At 73.2% G+C, this 19,044-nt stretch carries 17 protein-coding genes and 1 tRNA gene; 10 read left to right on the top strand and 8 right to left on the bottom strand.

Annotated elements, in window-relative coordinates:
• Positions 1-40: 40 nt before the first annotated feature.
• Positions 41-982 carry a phosphatase PAP2 family protein gene (locus ACFWEJ_RS15640; protein WP_377230127.1) on the bottom strand — a complete coding sequence of 314 codons (942 nt, stop codon included), beginning with the start codon at positions 980-982 and terminating at the stop codon, positions 41-43.
• A 221-nt stretch (positions 983-1,203) separates the two neighbouring features.
• On the opposite strand from ACFWEJ_RS15640, the gene topA reads away from it, so the two are divergent.
• Positions 1,204-4,014 carry a type I DNA topoisomerase gene (gene topA / locus ACFWEJ_RS15635; protein WP_377230126.1) on the top strand — a complete coding sequence of 937 codons (2,811 nt, stop codon included), beginning with the start codon at positions 1,204-1,206 and terminating at the stop codon, positions 4,012-4,014.
• Between the two features lie 25 nt (positions 4,015-4,039).
• Here topA and ACFWEJ_RS15630 read toward each other — a convergent pair whose 3' ends face one another.
• A complete protein-coding gene (locus tag ACFWEJ_RS15630; protein ID WP_377230125.1) occupies positions 4,040-4,441 on the bottom strand; it encodes a pyridoxamine 5'-phosphate oxidase family protein in 402 nt (133 codons plus the stop codon).
• An 84-nt stretch (positions 4,442-4,525) separates the two neighbouring features.
• Between ACFWEJ_RS15630 and tmk the strand changes: the two genes are divergently transcribed.
• From tmk to ACFWEJ_RS15600, 6 genes are all read left to right on the top strand, one after another.
• Complete coding sequence (tmk, locus tag ACFWEJ_RS15625; RefSeq protein WP_377230124.1) at positions 4,526-5,230, top strand: dTMP kinase; 705 nt, start codon at positions 4,526-4,528, stop codon at positions 5,228-5,230.
• Positions 5,227-6,363, top strand: coding sequence for a DNA polymerase III subunit delta' (locus ACFWEJ_RS15620; RefSeq protein ID WP_377230123.1), 1,137 nt, complete (start codon positions 5,227-5,229; stop codon positions 6,361-6,363). Before tmk ends, ACFWEJ_RS15620 begins: the two co-directional genes overlap by 4 nt.
• 142 nt (positions 6,364-6,505) lie before the next feature.
• Positions 6,506-8,176: an enoyl-CoA hydratase-related protein gene (locus ACFWEJ_RS15615; RefSeq protein WP_377230122.1), complete on the top strand. Its 1,671-nt coding sequence runs from the start codon at positions 6,506-6,508 to the stop codon at positions 8,174-8,176.
• Positions 8,177-8,336: 160 nt separating this feature from the next.
• Positions 8,337-8,996, top strand: a complete 660-nt coding sequence (locus tag ACFWEJ_RS15610; protein ID WP_377230121.1) for a hypothetical protein — start codon at positions 8,337-8,339, stop codon at positions 8,994-8,996.
• Positions 8,997-9,059: 63 nt separating this feature from the next.
• Positions 9,060-10,601: an alpha/beta hydrolase gene (locus ACFWEJ_RS15605; RefSeq protein WP_377230120.1), complete on the top strand. Its 1,542-nt coding sequence runs from the start codon at positions 9,060-9,062 to the stop codon at positions 10,599-10,601.
• A 157-nt stretch (positions 10,602-10,758) separates the two neighbouring features.
• A tRNA-Thr gene (locus ACFWEJ_RS15600) sits at positions 10,759-10,834 on the top strand.
• Between the two features lie 416 nt (positions 10,835-11,250).
• Here ACFWEJ_RS15600 and ACFWEJ_RS15595 read toward each other — a convergent pair.
• The 3 genes from ACFWEJ_RS15595 to ACFWEJ_RS15585 are packed head-to-tail and all read right to left on the bottom strand — an operon-like array spanning position 11,251 to position 13,381.
• The gene (locus tag ACFWEJ_RS15595; RefSeq protein ID WP_377230119.1) at positions 11,251-11,655 is read right to left on the bottom strand and encodes a hypothetical protein; all 405 of its coding nucleotides are present in this window, start codon (positions 11,653-11,655) and stop codon (positions 11,251-11,253) included.
• Complete coding sequence (locus ACFWEJ_RS15590) at positions 11,648-12,454, bottom strand: GNAT family N-acetyltransferase (RefSeq protein WP_377230118.1); 807 nt, start codon at positions 12,452-12,454, stop codon at positions 11,648-11,650. The genes ACFWEJ_RS15595 and ACFWEJ_RS15590 overlap by 8 nt, the downstream gene beginning before the upstream one ends.
• A gap of 6 nt (positions 12,455-12,460) precedes the next feature.
• Positions 12,461-13,381 (bottom strand): alpha/beta hydrolase, encoded by a 921-nt coding sequence (locus ACFWEJ_RS15585; RefSeq protein WP_377230117.1) that lies wholly within the window; start codon positions 13,379-13,381, stop codon positions 12,461-12,463.
• Positions 13,382-13,549: 168 nt separating this feature from the next.
• Between ACFWEJ_RS15585 and ACFWEJ_RS15580 the strand changes: the two genes are divergently transcribed.
• On the top strand, positions 13,550-15,085 hold the full coding sequence (locus ACFWEJ_RS15580; protein WP_377230116.1) for an MFS transporter: 1,536 nt from the start codon (positions 13,550-13,552) through the stop codon (positions 15,083-15,085).
• On the top strand, positions 15,082-16,218 hold the full coding sequence (locus tag ACFWEJ_RS15575; RefSeq protein ID WP_377230115.1) for an aminopeptidase P family protein: 1,137 nt from the start codon (positions 15,082-15,084) through the stop codon (positions 16,216-16,218). Before ACFWEJ_RS15580 ends, ACFWEJ_RS15575 begins: the two co-directional genes overlap by 4 nt.
• A gap of 27 nt (positions 16,219-16,245) precedes the next feature.
• Here the strand turns inward: ACFWEJ_RS15575 and ACFWEJ_RS15570 are convergent, their stop codons facing one another.
• From ACFWEJ_RS15570 to zapE, 3 genes are all read right to left on the bottom strand, one after another.
• Complete coding sequence (locus ACFWEJ_RS15570) at positions 16,246-16,635, bottom strand: DoxX family protein (RefSeq protein WP_377230114.1); 390 nt, start codon at positions 16,633-16,635, stop codon at positions 16,246-16,248.
• A 74-nt stretch (positions 16,636-16,709) separates the two neighbouring features.
• Complete coding sequence (locus tag ACFWEJ_RS15565; protein ID WP_377230113.1) at positions 16,710-17,171, bottom strand: DUF2809 domain-containing protein; 462 nt, start codon at positions 17,169-17,171, stop codon at positions 16,710-16,712.
• Positions 17,168-18,274, bottom strand: a complete 1,107-nt coding sequence (gene zapE, locus ACFWEJ_RS15560) for a cell division protein ZapE (protein WP_377230112.1) — start codon at positions 18,272-18,274, stop codon at positions 17,168-17,170. The genes ACFWEJ_RS15565 and zapE overlap by 4 nt, the downstream gene beginning before the upstream one ends.
• Positions 18,275-18,297: 23 nt before the next feature.
• Between zapE and def the strand changes: the two genes are divergently transcribed.
• The gene (gene def / locus ACFWEJ_RS15555; RefSeq protein ID WP_377230111.1) at positions 18,298-18,987 is read left to right on the top strand and encodes a peptide deformylase; all 690 of its coding nucleotides are present in this window, start codon (positions 18,298-18,300) and stop codon (positions 18,985-18,987) included.
• Positions 18,988-19,044: the final 57 nt, after the last annotated feature.

Raw genomic sequence — 19,044 nt, 5'->3', positions numbered from 1 at the left:
GGTCACCTTCGGTGGCCTGAGCGTCTGACACGTTCCGGGTTCAGGGACGGGCCGTGGACTGGCGGACCAGGAGCATCAGCGCGAACGAGCCGAGGGTCACGGCCACCACCCCGAGCGCCCCGCCCATGTAGGCCGTCAGGTCGCCGCCGATCGGCAGGGCCCAGCCGTAGCCGCGCACACTGCCCAGCGCGCCGAGGCCGAGGGCGCCGCAGACGACGGCGCCGAGCAGCAGCAGCCCGGCCGCGCCCGACGTCCCCGGCTCCGCGCCGGTGCGCGGCTCGTCCAGGGACGACGACGAGCTCAGCGCGCACACGCCGGCGCTCCAGGCGAGCACGACGAGGATGGCGGCGACGACGTCGGACGGCCGGTGCCACTGCCCGATCAGCGTGGACACCCCGGTCGCCGCCGTGTAGGCCGCGCCGGCCAGCGCGACGAGCGGCCGCCAGCGCCGCGGCACCGCGATGAGCAGCCCGGCGGCGACGGACGCGGCGACGGTCGTGTGCCCGCTGGGGAGGGTGTTGATGTCGGCGCGCGCGATGTCGAGCAGCGCCGGCCGGTCGAGCACCACGTGCTTGAGCACCTGGGTGGTGAGGTTCGCGCCGGCCACCAGGATCACCACCTGCGCCGCGAGCCACCAGCGTCCGCGGGCCAGGGCGAGCACCACGGCGACCGCCAGGCCCAGGCCGACGAACGAGTTGGACACCACACCGAGCACGGGCTCGGCGAGCTCCCAGAGCACGCCCTGCCCGCGGGCGGCGCCCTCGAGCGCGAGCTGGTCGGCGTGCTGGCCGCGGCCCGAGCGGACGAAGACGTCCCAGGTGGCCCACACGCCCCACAGCGCCAGCGCCGCGACCACGGCGGCGACGACGCGCGGCCCCACCCGGGGCCGGAGGCCCGCCGTCCGGCCGGGCATCGGGCTGGCAACGCTCCCCACCTGCAGAGGTCGCGGCAGGTCGCGCGGCGGGAGGGTGCGGTCGGTCATGGGCCCCACCGTAGAGGAGCCTCCTGAAGAGACCGTGTCGTTGGTGTGAGACTCCCCGTGGCGTTGACGCCACGAGTGAAAATCACCACGGTCATGTGAAACCACCGGGCAGCCCGCTGTGAGCCCGGATAGGGTGCGATCCGTCGTGCCTGGCGTACCGTGAACTCTCCAACGCCACCCGGCGCACGTCCCCAGACCCAGCAGGAAGCAGGCAGGACCGGATGTCCCAGGCACGCAAGCTCGTGATCGTCGAGTCGCCCACGAAGGCTCGCAAGATCCAGAGCTATCTCGGTGACGGCTACGAGGTCGAAGCCAGCGTGGGGCACATTCGCGACCTCCCGCAGCCCAAGGACCTCCCCGCGGAGATGAAGAAGGGCCCGTACGGCAAGTTCTCCGTCGACGTCGACAACGGGTTCGACCCGTACTACGTGGTCCACGCGGACAAGAAGAAGAAGGTCTCCGAGCTCAAGAAGGCCCTCAAGGACGCCGACGAGCTCTTCCTCGCGACCGATGAGGACCGCGAGGGCGAGGCCATCGCCTGGCACCTGATCCAGGAGCTCAAGCCCAAGGTCCCGGTCAAGCGCATGGTCTTCCACGAGATCACGCGGGACGCGATCCTCCGCGCCCTGGAGAACACGCGCGAGCTGGACCAGGACCTGGTGGACGCCCAGGAGACGCGGCGCATCCTCGACCGCCTGTACGGCTACGAGGTCTCGCCGGTGCTGTGGCGCAAGGTGCGCCAGGGCCTGTCGGCCGGCCGGGTGCAGTCGGTGGCGACGCGCCTGGTGGTCGAGCGCGAGCGCGAGCGCATGGCGTTCGTGTCCGCGGACTACTGGGACGTCGCGGGCACGTTCGCGGTCCCGGAGGGGGCGGACGGCGGCCAGCCCTCCTTCCGCGCCCGGCTCACGCAGCTCGCGGGCCAGAAGGTCGCGTCCGGTCGCGACTTCGACGACCGGGGCCGGCTGAAGGTCCGCACCGGTGTGGTGCAGCTCGACGAGGCGGCCGCCCGCGCCGTCGTCGCCGGGCTGGAGGCCGCCGACTTCGCCGTCCGCAGCCTGGAGACCAAGCCGTACACGCGCCGTCCGGCGGCGCCGTTCACCACCTCCACCATGCAGCAGGAGGCGGGCCGCAAGCTGCGGATGTCGTCGCGCCAGGCGATGCGCACCGCGCAGGGCCTGTACGAGAACGGCTACATCACCTACATGCGTACCGACAGCCCCTCGCTGTCGAAGGAGGCGACGGACGCCGCGCGGCGGCAGGCCGCCGAGCTGTACGGCGCCGAGTACGTTCCCGGCGCGCCCCGCCTCTACGCCAGCAAGGCGAAGGGCGCCCAGGAGGCGCACGAGGCGATCCGCCCCGCGGGTGACTCGTTCCGCACCCCGGCGCAGGTCGCCGGCGAGCTGAGCGGCGACCAGTTCCGGCTGTACGAGCTGATCTGGAAGCGCACCGTGGCCTCGCAGATGGCCGACGCGAAGGGGTCGACGGCGTCCGTCCGGCTCGGCGCGACCGTCTCCGGCGGCGCGCAGGACGGCAACGAGGCGGTGTTCTCGGCGTCGGGCACGGTGATCTCGTTCCGCGGCTTCCTGGCCGCGTACGAGGAGGGTGCGGACGCCGACAACGACGCCGCCGAGGGCGCCGCGGCCGCGAAGGAGACGCGCCTGCCGACGATGGCCGAAGGCGACGCGCTGACCGGCACCGACCTCGCCGCGGACGGCCACTCGACGACGCCGCCCGCCCGGTACACGGAGGCCTCGCTGGTCAAGGCGCTGGAGGAGCGCGGCATCGGCCGCCCGTCCACGTACGCCGCGACCATCTCGACCATCCAGGACCGCGGCTACGTCATCACGCGGGGCCAGGCCCTGGTGCCGACCTGGCTCGCGTTCGCGGTGATCCGCCTGCTGGAGGAGCACTTCGACCGGCTGGTCGACTACGACTTCACGGCCACCATGGAGGAGGACCTCGACCAGATCGCGGCCGGCTCCAGGGAGCGCGTGGCCTGGCTGCAGGAGTTCTACTTCGGCGAGGGGCCGGGCAACGTCGGCACGTCGGACGCGCTCGGCGTGGACAGCGACGGCGGCGGCCTGCGGGCGCTCGTGGAGAACCTGGGCGAGATCGACGCCGCGGCGATCAACTCCGTGGACATCGGCGAGGGCATCCGGGTGCGCGTGGGCCGCTACGGCCCGTACCTGGAGGACCTCGCGGCCGAGGTCGAGGAGGGCAAGACCCCGCCCCGCGCCTCGGTGCCGGACGACGTCGCGCCCGACGAGCTGACGGTCGCCAAGGCGCGCGAGCTCCTGGCGGCGGGCGCCGACGACGGCCGCGTGCTCGGCACGCACCCCGAGTCGGGCAACCCGATCGTGGCGAAGAACGGCCGCTACGGCCCGTACGTGACGGAGCAGCTGCCCGAGCCGGACCTCGACCCGGACCTGTCGGCCGCGGCGAAGAAGCGGGCGCTGGCCGCCCTGCCCAAGCCGCGCACGGCGTCGCTGCTCAAGACGCAGGCCCTCGACTCGGTGACGCTGGAGGACGCGCTGCAGCTGATGTCGCTGCCGCGGGTCGTGGGCACCGACCCGGAGTCGGGCGACGAGATCACCGCGCAGAACGGCCGCTACGGCCCGTACCTGAAGAAGGGCACGGACTCGCGCACCCTGCCGTCCGAGGAGGCCATGTTCACGGTCACCCTGGAGGAGGCGCTCGAGATCTACAAGCAGCCCAAGCGGGGCCGCGGGCGCACCGCGACGCCGCCGCTGCGCGAGCTCGGCGACGACCCGACGAGCGGCAAGCCGATCCAGGTCAAGGACGGCCGGTTCGGCCCGTACGTGACCGACGGCGAGACCAACCGCACCCTGCCGCGCGACGTCACGCCGGAGTCCGTCACGGCCGAGCGGGCCATCGAGCTGCTCGCGGAGAAGCGCGCGCAGGGCCCGGCGAAGAAGCGCACTCCGGCGAAGAAGGCACCCGCCAAGAAGGCGCCCGCGAAGAAGGCCCCGGCCAAGAAGGCCCCGGCGAAGAGCACGTCCACCAAGGAGTAGGCCGGGGCGCGGCCGGGCCGGCGCGTCAGCGGCGCAGCCGGCGGCCGGTCACCTGGGCGGGTGTGATGCGCACCCAGGTGTCCCGGGTGTCCTCCAGGTAGCTGATCAGGTTGGTCGACTCGGCAGCCGCGATGTCGGCGTCGGTCTCCAGGATCTCCGCGGTGCCCTTCACGACGACGCTGTAGGCGATCTCGGGACCCCACTGGTCCACCTCGAACGCGACCTTCTCGTTGATCGCCACCTCCGCGACCTTCGTCCCCGGGATGGTGTGGAAGTAGATGGTCCGGTCCGCGACCGCGAAGTTCAGGGGGAAGATCTCCGGCTCGCCGGCGACGGCGGTGCCGAGCCGCCCGATGGGCTGCATCGAGAGGAACTCCCAGCACTCGTCCACGGTCATCGGCGTGATGCTCTGCTCGTTGTCGTCCATGTCCCCATCGTGCGCCGACTGCGCGGGCGTCGCCCAGCGGGAGCCGGCCGGGTCGATGTCAGCGGGCCCGGTTAGGGTGGCGGCGTGAACGCACCGGGCTACTTCATCTCCTTCGAGGGCGGCGAGGGCGTGGGCAAGTCGACCCAGTCACGCCTCCTCGGCGACTGGCTGGCGGACCTGACGGGCCGCGAGGTCCTGCTCACGTTCGAGCCGGGCGCCACCACGCTCGGCAAGGAGCTGCGGGCCGCGGTCATGCACGGGCAGGACATGGGCCCGCGGGCCGAGGCGCTCATCTACGCGGCGGACCGTGCCCACCACGTCGAGACCGTGGTGCGCCCCGCGCTGGAGCGCGGCGCCGTGGTGGTCACCGACCGCTACGTCGACTCCTCGATCGCCTACCAGGCGGGCGGGCGCGACCTGCCTCCGGGCGAGGTCGAGCACCTCTCCCTGTGGGCCACCAAGGGCCTGCGGACGGACATCACGATCCTGCTCGACCTCGACCCCGAGGCGGCCGCCGCCCGCCGCGCGGCGGCCGAGGGCAAGGGCGAGCTCGACCGGCTGGAGCGGGCCGGGGTCGAGTTCCACACCCGGGTCCGGGACACGTTCCTCCAGCGCGCGGCGGCCGACCCGGAGCGCTGGGTGGTCATCGACGCCGCTGCTCCGGTCGACGACATCCAGGCGCAGATCCGGGTGGACGTCGCGGCCCGCCTCGGCCTGACGCCGGTGGTCACCGAGGCCGCGAGCGTCACCGGGTCCGACCCGGCCGCCGACGGCGAGGACCGCTCGTGACCGTGTGGGACGACGTCGTCGGGCAGGAGTCCGCCGTCGCCGTGCTGCAGGCCGCCGTGGCCAACCCGGCCGCGATGACGCACGCCTGGCTCGTGACCGGCCCGCCCGGCTCGGGCCGGTCGGTGGCGGCGCGGGCCTTCGCCGCGGCGCTCCAGTGCCCGGACGGCGGCTGCGGTGTCTGCCGGTCGTGCACCACGACCATGGCGGGCACCCACCCGGACGTGACGCTGCTGGCCACGGAGAAGGTGGTCATCGCCATCGACGAGGTGCGCGACCTGATCATGACGGCGTCCCGCTCGCCGTCGGGCGGCCGGTGGCGCGTGATCGTCATCGAGGACGCCGACCGCATGGCGGAGCGCACCACCAACGTGCTGCTCAAGGCCATCGAGGAACCGCCGCCGCACACGGTCTGGGTGCTGTGCGCGCCGTCGGTCCAGGACGTGCTGCCGACCATCCGGTCCCGCTGCCGGTCGGTGGTGCTGCGCGTGCCGCCGCCCGAGGCCGTCGCCGACCTGCTGGTACGGCGCGACGGCGCGGACCCCGCGGTCGCCCTGAGCGCGGCCCGCGCGGCCCAGAGCCACGTGGGCCTGGCCAGGCGTCTGGCGCGGGACGCCGGGGCGCGTGAACGCCGCACCGCGGTGCTGAGCATCGCGCGGCGCATCCGCGGCGTCGGCGACGCCGTGCTCGCCGCGGGCGAGCTCGTGGACGTCGCGAAGGCGGAGGCCGTCTCGGCCACCCAGGAGCGCGACGCCGCCGAGAAGGCCGAGCTGCTGCGCGCGCTCGGCGTGGCCGACGGCGAGACGCTGCCGCCGCGCCTGCGCTCCCAGCTCAAGCAGCTCGAGGACGACCAGAAGCGCCGTGCCACGCGGCACCAGCGCGACGTGCTCGACCGCGCGATGGTGGACCTGCTGTCGCTGTACCGGGACGTGCTCGTGGTGCAGCTCGGGGCCGAGGTCGACCTGGTCAACGCCGAGCTCGCCGAGACCGTGCGCGCGCTGGCCGCCGACTCGACCCCCGAGCAGACGGTGCGGCGCATGGACTCGATCGGCGTGGCCCGCACCCGGCTGGACGGCAACGTGGCGCCGCTCCTCGCGCTGGAGGCGATGGCGATAGCCCTGCGCCCACAGGGCTGAACACCCTCCGCCGTGGTCCACGTGTGAAGATTTCGCACGGGTGAATGTGAACCACCGCGGCACATTGTCCCGAATGCCGTCCCTGGTTAGGCTGCGGGGCGCCCCCAGAGCTCGTCCGTGCGATTTAGGAGTCCACCGTCCGATGAGGATCCTCCTGCTGGTTTCTGCCTTCAACGGTCTTACCCAGCGGGTCTGGTGCTCCCTGCGGGAGCAGGGGCACGACGTCGGAGTCGAGCTCGCCCCGACCTTCGAGTCGGGCGCCGCCATGACCCGCGCCGTCGAGCGGGCGGACCCGGACCTGATCCTGTGCCCGTTCCTCAAGCACCGCGTGCCGGACACGATCTACGACCGCTGGCCGACCGTCATCGTGCACCCGGGCCCCGTGGGCGACCGCGGGCCCTCGTCGTTGGACCACGCGATCCGCGACGGCCGTGACCGGTGGGGCGTCACGGCCCTGTCCGCCGTCGAGGAGCTGGACGCCGGCCCGGTGTGGGCCACCGCCGTCTTCGACATGCCGGACCAGCCGATCTCCAAGAGCGCCCTGTACAACAGCCGGGTCGCGGACGCCGCGATGGCCTGCATCGGCGAGGTGGTCCGCAAGGTCGCCGACGGCGAGCGGCCCATCCCGGCCGAGGCCTGCCTGCGGATCGTGCCGGTCAGCGGCGAGCTGCCGCTGCTGCGCCGCGAGGACTTCCGGGTCGACTGGAGCCGTCCCGCCGCCGAGCTGGAGCGGCTCGTCGCCGCCGCCGACGGCGCCCCCGGCGCCCCGGCGGGCGTGAACGGCCGGTCGGTCTGCATCTTCGACGCCGTCGCGTCGCCGGAGCACACCGGCGCGCAGCCCGGCACCGTCGTGGGCCGCAACCTCGACGCCGTGGCGATCGCCTGCGGCGTCGGCACGCTCTGGGTCGGCTACGCCGCCGAGCTGAGCGGACGCCGCGGCACCAAGCTGCCGGCCGCCCAGGTCATCGACGCGAGCAACGCCCCGTTCCGCCGCATCCCGGACGCCCTGGCCGAGACCACCTACGTGCGCGACGGCGCCGTCGGCTACCTGACGTTCCGCTCGTACAGCGGTGCGATGTACACCGAGCAGTGCCGCCGCATGACCAGCGCCGTCGAGAAGGCCCTCACCGAGGACACCCGGGTGCTCGTCATCAAGGGCACCGAGCACGCGTTCTCCAACGGCATCCACCTGGGCACCGTCGACGCGTCGCCGGACCCGGCCGCCGAGGCCTGGGAGAACATCTGCGCCATCGACGAGCTGTGCCTCGCGATCGCCACCGCCGAGCAGCTCACGGTCGCCGCGTTCACGGCGAACGCCGGCGCCGGCGGCGTCATGGCCGGGCTGTGCGCGGACGTCACGCTCGCCCGCGAGGGCGTCGTCCTCAACCCGTACTACGACATGGGGATCTACGGCTCCGAGCTGCACTCGTGGAGCATGCCGGCCCGGGTCGGGGACCACCGCGCGTCGCTGCTGCTGTCGCGCAAGCTGCCGATCTCGGTGGCCGAGGCGGCCCGCATCGGGCTGATCAGCGCCGTCGGGCCCCGCGAGTGGGGCGAGTTCACCACCTGGCTGTCCTCGGCGGCGCAGGGGTACGAGGAGCCCGCCACGCTCGGCTGGATGCTCGCCGCGCGCGCGGAGCGCCGCGCGACGGACCGGCCGCTGTCGTACTACCAGACCATCGAGCTGGCCGAGATGGCCCGCGACTTCTTCGACGACCGGAACGCCTTCTCGGTGCACCGCCGGGCGTTCCTGCGCAAGACGGCCGCGGACGCCACCCCGGAGAAGCTGCGCTTCTCCACCGCCCGGGTCTGACGTCCCGCCACGGCTCGACGTGCCGATCACCTGACCTTTTGCCAATGTTGGCCGGAGTGTCGTGCAAGATGCATGCCGCTCGCCACATGACAGGGGTGGAGGCGTCGCAGTCCTGCGGCACACACCTGGTGGTGTCAGAGGCGAGTGGAAGGAACCGGGCATGAAGATCGAGCGGACGAACGGGTCGGGCACGGCGGCACGGACCCTGGCGCGCGCGGGTGCGTCGGCCCTGGGCATCGGGGTGGTCGCGGCCCTCGCGCTGACGGGTTGTGCGCAGTCCGACGTCGGCGGCTCCGAGGTGGCCGGGTCCACGAACACCACGTCCCCGTCCGCGGAGGAGAGCGACGTGACCAGCCCCAGCCCCAGCGCGTCGGACGGTGCCGAGGACGGCAAGCTGCCGGAGGCCGCCGAGATGGAGATCGTCGCCGGCGCCAAGGGTCGCGGCCTGCCGCCGGGCCTGGAGGGCAGCACCGAGTCCACGGCGGGCGTCGCATGGGCGCCCGAGCCGGGCCTGCTCTACGTCGTGACCAACGGGTCCAGCTCCTGCCCCACCTTCGCCGAGCCTGAGGCGACCATCGGGTCGGGCGGCAAGGAGGCCGGCGTCGCCGCGGCGGACGGCGTGCTCACGGTGACGTTCGTGCCCGCCGACAACGGCATCTGCACCATGGACTTCGTGCCCACGACCACGGTGGTCGAGGCTCCGGCGGAGTCGGACACGGGCCGTGCGGTGCCGGTTCAGCTCGGCGACAAGGGCAAGGTGGAGCTCGAGCCGCGCGACGCGGACGGCGAGCCCGGCCCGGTCGCCTGGCTCGACTCGTGAGGGTCGCGTGTCGGTTCGCCAGCGGGTAGGAAATCCACCGAGCACAACCGGTAGGTTGTCCGGGTGATTCGCCCCGCCCGCCGTCGTCAGCCTGCGGCCGTCGTCGCCACGCTGCTCACCTCAGTTCTGCTCCTCGCCGCCTGCGGAGCACCCCCCAAGGTGCAGACGGCGCTGGAGGACGTGGGCAAGTCGGACGGCTCGGCCACGGAGGGCGCGCCCAAGGGCTACGAGGACTACTACGGCCAGTCGCTGGAGTGGACCGAGTGCGGCGGGGACTTCCAGTGCGCCACGGCGTCGGCCCCGCTCTCGTGGCACGACCCGGGCGAAGGAAGCATCGAGGTCGCGCTCAAGCGACTGCCCGCGTCCGGGCAGAAGATCGGGTCCCTGCTGGTCAACCCGGGCGGGCCGGGCGGGTCGGGCGTGGACTTCGTGAGCGACCCGGCGCGGTTCGGGCAGTCGCTGCGCTCCTCGTTCGACATCGTCGGGTTCGACCCGCGCGGCGTGGGGCAGTCGACGCCGGTGAAGTGCTTCGACGACGCGGGCAAGGACGAGTTCCTCAGCAAGGACTACCCCTACACGCCCGAGGGCCTGGCCGACCGCCAGGACGCGGTGCGCGCCTGGGGCGAGGCCTGTGCCGAGAACACGGGGCCGCTCCTGGGCAACGTCGACACGCAGTCGGCGGCGCGCGACATGGACATGCTCCGCGGCGCGCTGGGCGACGACAAGCTCAACTACCTGGGCTACTCCTACGGCACCCAGCTCGGGGCCACCTACGCCGGCCTGTTCCCGGACCGGTCCGGCCGCCTGGTGCTCGACGGCGCGCTGGACACCACGCTCAGCTCGGACGAGGTCGCGCTCCAGCAGGCCGAGGGCTTCGAGAGCGCGCTGCGCGCCTATGTCACCGACTGCCAGGCGGGCAGCGACTGCCCGCTCGGCGACGACGTGACCACCGGCCTGCAGCAGATCCAGGCCATGGTCGAGGACGCCGAGCCCAACCCCATCCCGACGTCGTCGGGCCGCGACGTGACCAAGAAGCTCGCGTTCTACGGTGTGGCCGTCACGATGTACGACGAGGCCTCCTGGTCCTTCCTCACGCAGGCGCTGCAGCAGGTGTTCTGGGAGGGCAAGGGCGATGACCTGCTCTACCTCGCGGACGTCTACAACGACCGGAACGACGACGGCACCTTCAAGTCCAACAGCGAGGAGGCGTTCCGCGCGATCAACTGCGCCGACGCCCGCGCCGAGGAGGACATGACGAAGATGCGCGCCCTCGCCGAGGACATCCGGAAGGCCGCGCCCACGCTCGGCGAGTCGTTCGGCTACTCCGGCATCGAGTGCACGGACTGGCCGTACCCGGCGGCCGAGCAGGAGTTCGACCCGGCCGCCAAGGGCGCGCCGCCCATCGTCGTCGTCGGCACCACGAACGACCCGGCCACGCCGTACCGCTGGGCCGAGTCGCTGGCCGACACGCTCTCGTCGGGCGTGCTGGTCACGTACGAGGGTGAGGGGCACACGGCCTACGGCCGGTCCAACACCTGCGTCAGCAACGCCGTCGAGAGCTACCTCGTGGAGGGCAAGGTGCCCGAGGACGGCCTGACCTGCTGACCGGTTCGCCGGCCCGGTAGGGCCGGCGAACGGCGTGGTTCGGCGGTTCTTCGGCGGGTTGACGACGTCACACGGTTTCGCTTTGGAACCTGGGACATGCATTGGGTACAGTTAGGCCCGCTCACCCCTCCGGCTCCGGCCGGCGTGCGGTGCGTACGCCGCCTTAGCTCAGTCGGCAGAGCGTCTCACTCGTAATGAGAAGGTCGTGGGTTCGATTCCCACAGGCGGCTCCACCAGGAAAACCCCGTTCGACCAGGCCATATGTGCCTCGGTTGGCCGGGGTTTCTTGCATCTCAGGCTCCGTTGCGGGCATCTCGCGCACCCCCCGCGCTCCTAGGAGTCCCTGAACTCGCGCCCCAGGCGGTTGAGGAGATCCCGGCAGGCAGCGTCCTCGCCGGAATGGGTCCGCTCCCGTTGCCGCAGCCCGCGTTCGCTGTAGAACGTGCTCCACGTCCCGTAGGTCTCCATGAGGCAGTAAGACTCGTCGCGATCCTGGCCGATGCTGTATGCGTCCTCCGGGACTCCACGGGACCGCAGCTCTCCGAGCAAATCCGAGACATTCACGTGGGACGACCTTCCTTCGAGTCGTGGCACGTCCAGTGCCTCCATGCGTCCTGCGCCCTGTTGCGGGCATCTCGTCGCTTCCGGGTCAGAGGGCCGGACCTTCGACAGGCTGGCCGAGCCCCCGGGCAGTTCTCTTCTCGCGCGCCCAGCGATGCACTCGCCAAGCCAGTACCGCGAAGATCCCGACGGCCAGGATCGACAGGGCCGGTGCCAGCAGCCAGGTGCGCTCGCCGGGAAGGTAAGCCACCTGCGGGTCGGCGACCTTGTCAGCAAGCAGGGTTGGGTGAACAGGGGCGGGCGGAGGGTCTCCCTCTTCGGCGCCCAGGCCGTCATCGAGACGAACGTGTCGCAGAGTGCGCCCGTCGACGTCGGAAGTCCACGTGCCCTCCCAGGCGCAGATCACGGTGGTGACCCTGTGCCGCGAGCAGTCCTGCTCGACCGGGGTGAACGTTCCGGTCTCACCGCCGTGCTCCGCCTGCCAGCTATCCATGGTGCCCAAGACTCCGGACACCACGATGACAACGACCCCGACCGCCAGCAGGACATGGGCGATCACTTCCACGACAGTGACGCCGATGCGTCGCAGCAGCCTGCTCGTCATGGCCGCAACCTATCCGGCGCGGGGCTGCGGGGGAGCAGCCCGGCCCGGGACACAGCCCGAGCACCGGCCGGCACTCCTCCACTCCGGCGAGCCCGATGTCGGCGCGCCGGGACTCGGCCCAGCGCTCGCGGGTGAGCCGCCAGCGCCGCAGCATCGCGGCGTCCCCACGGCGCGTGGCCCAGTCGCTGCCGTTGGGCTCGTAGCCGAGGCGCTCGGACACCCGGTTCGACGCGTGGTTGTCGACGAACGCCTCGCTCGTCGCCTCCCGGGCGCCGAAGCCGTCGAACGCGAGGTGCAGGATCGCCCCCCGCATCTCCGAGCCGATGCCGTTGCCCCGCGCGCCGGGGGCCAGCCACGAGAACGTCGTCACGGACCCGAACCGGCTGAAGTCGGTGCCGACGAGATCCTGCATCCCCACCGGTTCGTCGTCGACCAGCACCACGAAGTACAGCCGCCACCGGTCGGGATCGACCTGGGCGCGCCCGGCCCAGATACCGCGGAGCCAGCGCCACTCGCGCTCAGGGCTGTCCGCGTAGAGCGACATGGGGTCGTCGAACGGCAGGGGCTCCGGGCCGACGACGCCGGCCCGCACCACCGGGAGCAGCCGCGCCAGGCGCTCGTCGGTCGCACCGGCCAGCACCAGCCGTGGCGTGCGCACCTCGACACCGAGCGGGGGATAGGCATGCATCGGCCGTCACGCCCCGGAGTGGCCGAGCCGGTCCCCGAGCCACGACTCGATGTCGTCGAGCGCCGCCCGCCCCATGGGGGTCGGGTGTCCCGTGAACGCGTGCGGGGCACCGGGATACACACGGAAGTCGAGGTCCACGCCTGCCGCGGACAGGCGCGCGGCCATCGCGAGGTTGTCCTCCAGCAGGATGTCCGCCTCACCGACGACCATGAGGACGGGCGGCAGCCCGGTCAGGTCGGCGTAGAGCGGGGAGAGGTCCGGCACCGTCCGGTCCGGGGCGGATCCCGCGTAGGCCTCGATGAAGTACTCGTCGGCGATGAGGCGACCCGCCGGCGTCCGCGCGCTGAGGTCGTAGGTGCCGAACCGGAGCACGGCCGCGTCGACGGCGTGGACACCCCGGTCGCGCAGGCGCACGAGGGTGGTCACCGCGAGCGTGGAGCCGGCCGAGAAGCCGCCGATCGCGAACCTGCTGGTGCCGAAGCGCTCGGACATGTGCTCGGCGACCCAGAGCGCGGCGGTCTCGCAGTCGTCCGGGGCCGCGGGCCACGGGTGCTCCGGAGCGAGGCGGTAGTCGACGCCGATCACGGTGATGCCGAGCGCGTCGGCGAGTGCCCGGTCGCGGACGTCGCTGCCGGCCGCCGTCCCCAGGTAGAAGCCGCCGCCGTGGAGCTCGAGGAGCACACCGGAGCTCGGTGCGCCCACCGGTTCGTGGATCCGTAGGCGGACGTCGCGCCCACCGGCGCTCACGACCTCCTCGACCGGCGGCGGGTCCGCGGCGGCGGGGTTGGCGAGCCGCGCGCGCACGGCCAGCAGCTCCTCCCAACCACCGGGGCCCTGCCCGGACGGGCGGTGGGCGTAGAACTCGCTGGTCTCCTCGACGAGGGACCGGAGCCGGGGGTCGATCAGGTGGTGGAGTCCGAGGTTCATCGCGACCCAACCTACGACCCTGCCGGCGGCTCCCACCAGGACAATTGATCCGCCGGGACGTGCCGAGGACGGCGCCCGCGCGCGTCGGCCTGCCTGCCCCAATCACCCAGTTCGGGTGACGACCACGTGCCCGCCGGCCCCTACCGTCACGCGCATGAGGGGCCTCGGATGAGCGCGGCGGGCACGGCGGTCGGCGCCGGTGGGGTGCTCGCGGCGACCTGCATCTCCACCCTGGTCGTCAACGCCAACACCTCCGCCGTCAGCATCCTGCTGCCGGCGATCAGCGCGGACACCGGGATGTCGGTCGACACCCTCCAGTGGGCCGTCACCGGCTACTCGCTCGTCGGGGCCGCCGTGATCATCACGTCCGGCTCCCTGGGCGACGTGTTCGGCCGCAAGCGGGTCTTCCAGCTCGGCCTGGCGCTGTTCGTCGTCTCCTGCGTGCTGATCGCGCTGGCGCAGTCGGGCGGCATGGTGATCGCGGGCCGGGTCATCCAGGGCGCGGCCGGCGCGACCATCCTGGCCTGCGGGCTGAGCCTCCTGTCGGTGGCCACCAAGGGGGACGAGAACCTCCGCGCGGTCTCGCTGTGGGGCGCGGCGGCGGCCGTCGGCGCGGCCGCGGGGCCGCTGGTCGGCGGCGTGCTCGTCGACATCACGGGCTGGCAGGGGTTGTTCTGGATCGACGCCGGCGTCGCGGTGCTGTGCATGGTGCTCACCTTCTTCACCGTCTCGGAGTCCCGCGACCCCGAGGCGCCACGGTCCGTCGACTACCTCGGCACCGTGCTGATCGCGGTCACCCTGGTGCCGCTGATCCTCGGCGTGAGCAAGAGCGGGGACTGGGGCTGGTTCTCGGTGCCCACCCTCACCTGCTTCGCGATCACCCTGGTCGCGGGCTGGGCCTTCGTGCGGACCGAGCGGCGCGTCAAGGCCCCGCTCCTGGACCTGGCCCTGCTGCGCAACCGGACGCTGGTGGGTGCGACCATCGCCATCCTGATCGGCGCCGGCACGATCAACGGCCTGATGTACCTGCTCAGCCTCTACTTCCAGGACCCGTCCACCCTTGACTTCTCTCCGCTGGAGGCGGGCCTCGCCACGCTGCCCGCGACGGTGGGCCTCGTGGTCATCGCCCCGCTGGTGCCCCGGCTCGCCGCCCGGTTCGGTCCCCGGCAGGCCATCGGCGCCGGGTTCGCGATCACGACGGCGGGCTTCGTGCTGATCGGGCTCGCCGACGCGTCGTGGCAGTACGTGACGTTCCTGCTGCCGCTGATCGCCATCGCCGTCGGCATGGGGCTGTCGAACGGGCCGTCGTCGGCGGCCGCCACGGCGGCCGTGTCACCCGAGCAGGTGGGGGAGGCCTCGGGCTTCTCCAACATGGCCCGGTACGTCGGGGCCGCGGTCGCGACCGCCCTGGCGGCGACGATCTACGCCACCGTGACCGCCAACCAGGTGGCGGACGGCGCGGGCGACGCCGACGCCCTCTCGTCCGGCCTCGCAGCAGCGTCCTGGGTGATGGCGGTGTTCAGCGCGCTGGGCCTGCTGCTCGCTATCGTCGTCATCGTGCGGCACCCGGCCGGCCGGGGCACGATGTCCGACTCGGCCGCGGCGGCCGCCGCGCACCTGCACACGCTGCCCACGACCGCGGCCTCGACCGACGTCGCGACCGGCACCGCGTCCGTCGACCACCCCTCGGGAGAGACGTCATGAGCACCGAAGCACCGCTGACCGCCGTCCCGTTCACCACCCGGGACTACGCCGCCCGGATGGCACGGGTGGTCGACGACGCCCGGGCCGCCGGCCTCGACGGCGTGCTGGTCGCCCCCGGCCCCGACCTGGTCTGGCTCACCGGGTACCAGCCCACGGCGATCACCGAGCGGCTCACGATGCTCCTGCTCACCCCGGACCGGGAGCCGACGCTGCTGGTGCCGACCCTGGAGCGGCCGGACGCCGAGCGGGCCGAGGGCGCCCCGGCGACCACGCTCGTGGGCTGGCTGGACGGCGCCGACCCGTACGACGTGGTGCGCGACCTGCTGCGCCCGGACGGGACCTTCGGCGTCTCCGACAACACGTGGGCCCTGCACCTGCTGGGGCTGCAGACGGCGTTGCCCGCGTCGGGCTACCGGTCGCTGACCCACCGGCTCCCGATGCTGCGCGCCGTCAAGGACGAGAACGAGCTGGCGCGCCTGGCCGCCGCGGGCGCGGCCGCCGACGCGACCTACGAGGAGATCCTGCGCGTGCGTTTCGCCGGCCGCCAGGAGACCGAGGTCGCCGCCGACCTCGCGGACCTGCTGCGCGCCCACGGCCACGAGCAGGTCGACTTCACCGTGGTGGGGTCCGGGCCCAACGGGGCCAACCCCCACCACGAGGCGGGGGTGCGCAAGATCCAGGACGGCGACTGCGTGGTGCTCGACTTCGGCGGCCTGATGTTCGGCTACGGCTCCGACACCAGCCGCACGGTGTGCGTCGGCGAACCCACCGCGCAGGTCCGCGAGGTGCACGAGATCGTGCGGCAGGCCCAGCAGGCCGGCGTCGACGCGGTCCGGCCGGGGGTGGCCTGCCAGGAGGTCGACCGGGCGGCGCGGCGGCTGATCACCGAGGCCGGGTACGGCGAGCAGTTCATCCACCGCACCGGCCACGGCATCGGCGTCACCACCCACGAGCCGCCGTACATGATCGAGGGCGAGGAGCTGCCGATGGTGCCCGGCATGTGCTTCTCGGTCGAGCCCGGCATCTACCTGCCCGGCAGCTTCGGCGTGCGTATCGAGGACATCGTCACCGTCACCGCGGACGGCGCGCGCCGCCTGAACACGAGCGACCACGCGCTGCGCAGCGTCGAGTGAGCCCGGGCTCGCCCTGGCCGGGCCGGGTCACGCGACGAACGCCTCCGGTCCCAACCTGCCCCACAGCACGAAGGCGATCAGCACCAGGTAACCGAGGTCCACGAGCAGGAGCCGGTACTCGCGGCGAGCGAGGCGCGTGACCGCGGCCCCCACCATGATCATCGCCAGGCCCAGGGCGGCCAGCGACACCAGCTCCGGCGCCACGCCCACCAGGGCGGGCAGCACCAGGCCGAGGCCGCCCAGGATCTCGAGCACGCCGATCGCCTTGATGCCGGCCGGCCTGACCTCCTCGGCCCACCCGGCCGACGGCCCACCCGTCGCCAGGAGCCGCGGCTTGCTCATGACCACCTTGATCAGGCCCCCGGCCACGTAGGCGAGGGCGAGCAGTCCGGCCGCTGTCCACAGGGCGATGTTCATCGGGTTCCTTCCGTACCGAGGATCGCTGTCGACCCCGCCGACGAGACGGATGGCCCGTCCGTGACCGGCGACCCTCAGGCGTGCGGCGCTCGGGCGCGCCGTCCGGCAGCCCACCTGGCGACGCGTCCGGCCAGGTGGTGCAACGCCCACCCTGCGGCCGCCCCCACGGCGTAGAACGGCAGGTCCGGGGCGTTGAAGGTGGTGCCGAGCACCAGGCGGGCGAGCGTGCTGTGCGCGCCCAGCTCGGCGGGGATCCCGGTGAGCTGGAACAGCTCGACCGCGACGCTCACCCCGCACGCCACCGCGGCGGCCACCCACCCGCGGGTGCGTGGCGCGACCACCAGCACCAGCCAGAAGATCAGCAGCGCGTAGAGCGCGTCGCCCGCGTACTTCGCCAGGTCGCCGGTCAGCACCGACCGCAAGGACAGGCCCGCGGCCACGGTCAGCACCGCGGCGGCGGCAGGCGCGGCCCGACGGCGGAGCGCGGCCAGGGCGGTCCGCTCGCCGCCCGTGGGGGTGTGCCGTGCCCGCCTCATCCGACGGCCTCGCCCGCGAGCTGCGCGGCCTGCCCCAACTGTCGCAGCCGGCTCGTCGCGCGGGCCAGGTCCGGGGGCGCGGGGCGTCCGGCGGGCACCACGAGCACCTCGTCCAGCGGGCCCGGCGCGGTCAGCACCAGCGGCAGGTCCCGGTCGTAGAGCACGTCCACCAGGTTCACGAACCGCTGCTGCGTGCTGATCCGGCAGTCGGCGAACGGCACGACGTCGGACACCACCCACCGGTCGAACCGCTCCGCCAGCGACAGCAGGTCCAGCGCGGAGACGGGCGCCGCGCAGAGGCCGGCGAAGTCGAACCAGACCAGCCCGTCCGACGCCCGCAGGGCGCGCACGCTCCGCCCGCCGGCGAGGGGCACGTCGGCCGCCTCGTCCGCCGTCGGCCAAGTCAGCCCGGCGCCGGCGAGGCCGCTCGGACCGGGCGGCAGCGCGGATCCGGCCCGCCAGCCACGCACGCCAGGCACGGCCGCGCCGTCCGGCCCGGCGTTCGGCCCGCCGTCCAGCCCGACGCCCGGCGCGCGGAGCTCGCGGTAGTCCACCGGCCCGTCCACCCGCAGCACGTCGAGCGACGCCTCCAGGAGCGCGATCAGGGGTTCCGCGAGCTCGTGGAACAGCGGGTCCGGCAGCAGCCCCTGCGGCGGGTAGTTCGACGTCGCGACGAGCGTGACGCCGCGGCCGAGCAGGGTGCGCAGGGCGCGGGAGAGCAGCATGGTGTCCCCGGCGTCGTGCAGGTGGAGCTCGTCGAAGCAGAGCACCCGGGAGCCGCCGAGCAGGGCGTCCAGGGCGCGGTCCATCGCGTCGGGCGTGCCCGTACGGGCCCACACCTCGGCGTGCAGCGCGCGGTAGAACTCGTGGAAGTGGAACCGCGGACCGCCCGCCCGGGCGTGGAACCGGTCCAGGAGCCAGGTCTTGCCGCGGCCCACCGGTCCCCAGAGGTAGGCGCCGGGCACCGTGTCGCGGCGGGCGTGCCCCGGCCCGGCGTCCAGGGTGTGCAGCAGGTCCTCGAGGTGCTCCGCGGCGGCGTGCTGCGCCGCGTCGAGCACGTACCCCGCGGCGCCTGCGGCGTCGCGGATCGGCGTGTGCGGCATGCGTCGAAGGTACCCTCTCTGCCATGGCATGGACCCGCCCCCGACGACGTAAGCCCGTCACGTACCTGCTCGGCGAGCCGGTCGAGGAGTACCCCGCGACCGCCCCCGAGGTGGACCGTGGCCACGTGCTGCGCATCACCGAGATCGGCGAGCCGGTGCTGCACGCCCCCGCGCGCACCGTCGAGGAGTTCTCCACCCCGGAGCTCGCCCGGCTGGTGGACGACCTGTTCGCCACGATGGAGTCGGCGCAGGGCGTGGGCCTCGCGGCGCCCCAGGTGGGCGTGGACCTGCGGGTCTTCGTGTACGACCTCACCGACGCGTCCGGCGACCGGCACGTGGGCCACGTGGTGAACCCGGTGCTCGAGATGGACCTGGAGGCCGAGCCCGAGACCGAGGAGGAGGGCTGCCTCTCCGTGCCCGGCGCGTACGAGCCCCTGGTGCGTCCCGGCGCGGCCACGGTGCGAGGCGTGGACCAGCACGGCGGCCCGGTGCAGCTCTCCGGCACGGGCTACCTGGCGCGCTGCTTCATCCACGAGTCCCAGCACCTCGACGGCACCCTGTACTGGGACCACCTCAGCGCCGAGCTGCAGGCGGACGCGCTGGAGCAGCGGGACGAGGAGCGGCCGCACATCGTGGCCGAGCGCCGCGAGATCGCGATCGAGCTGGAGAAGACCCCGCCGGAGTACCCGGAGAAGCCGGCCGGCGGCCGCTGACCGGCTCCTGACCCGCTCGAACGTGTCCGACCCTCAGGTCCCCCGGGGGACCTGAGG

The organism is Promicromonospora sp. NPDC060204 (assembly GCF_042728455.1).
Lineage (GTDB): Bacteria > Actinomycetota > Actinomycetes > Actinomycetales > Cellulomonadaceae > Promicromonospora.
The sequence above is the reverse complement of the archived record's forward strand: the minus strand, read 5'-3'. Positions and strand labels throughout refer to the sequence as shown.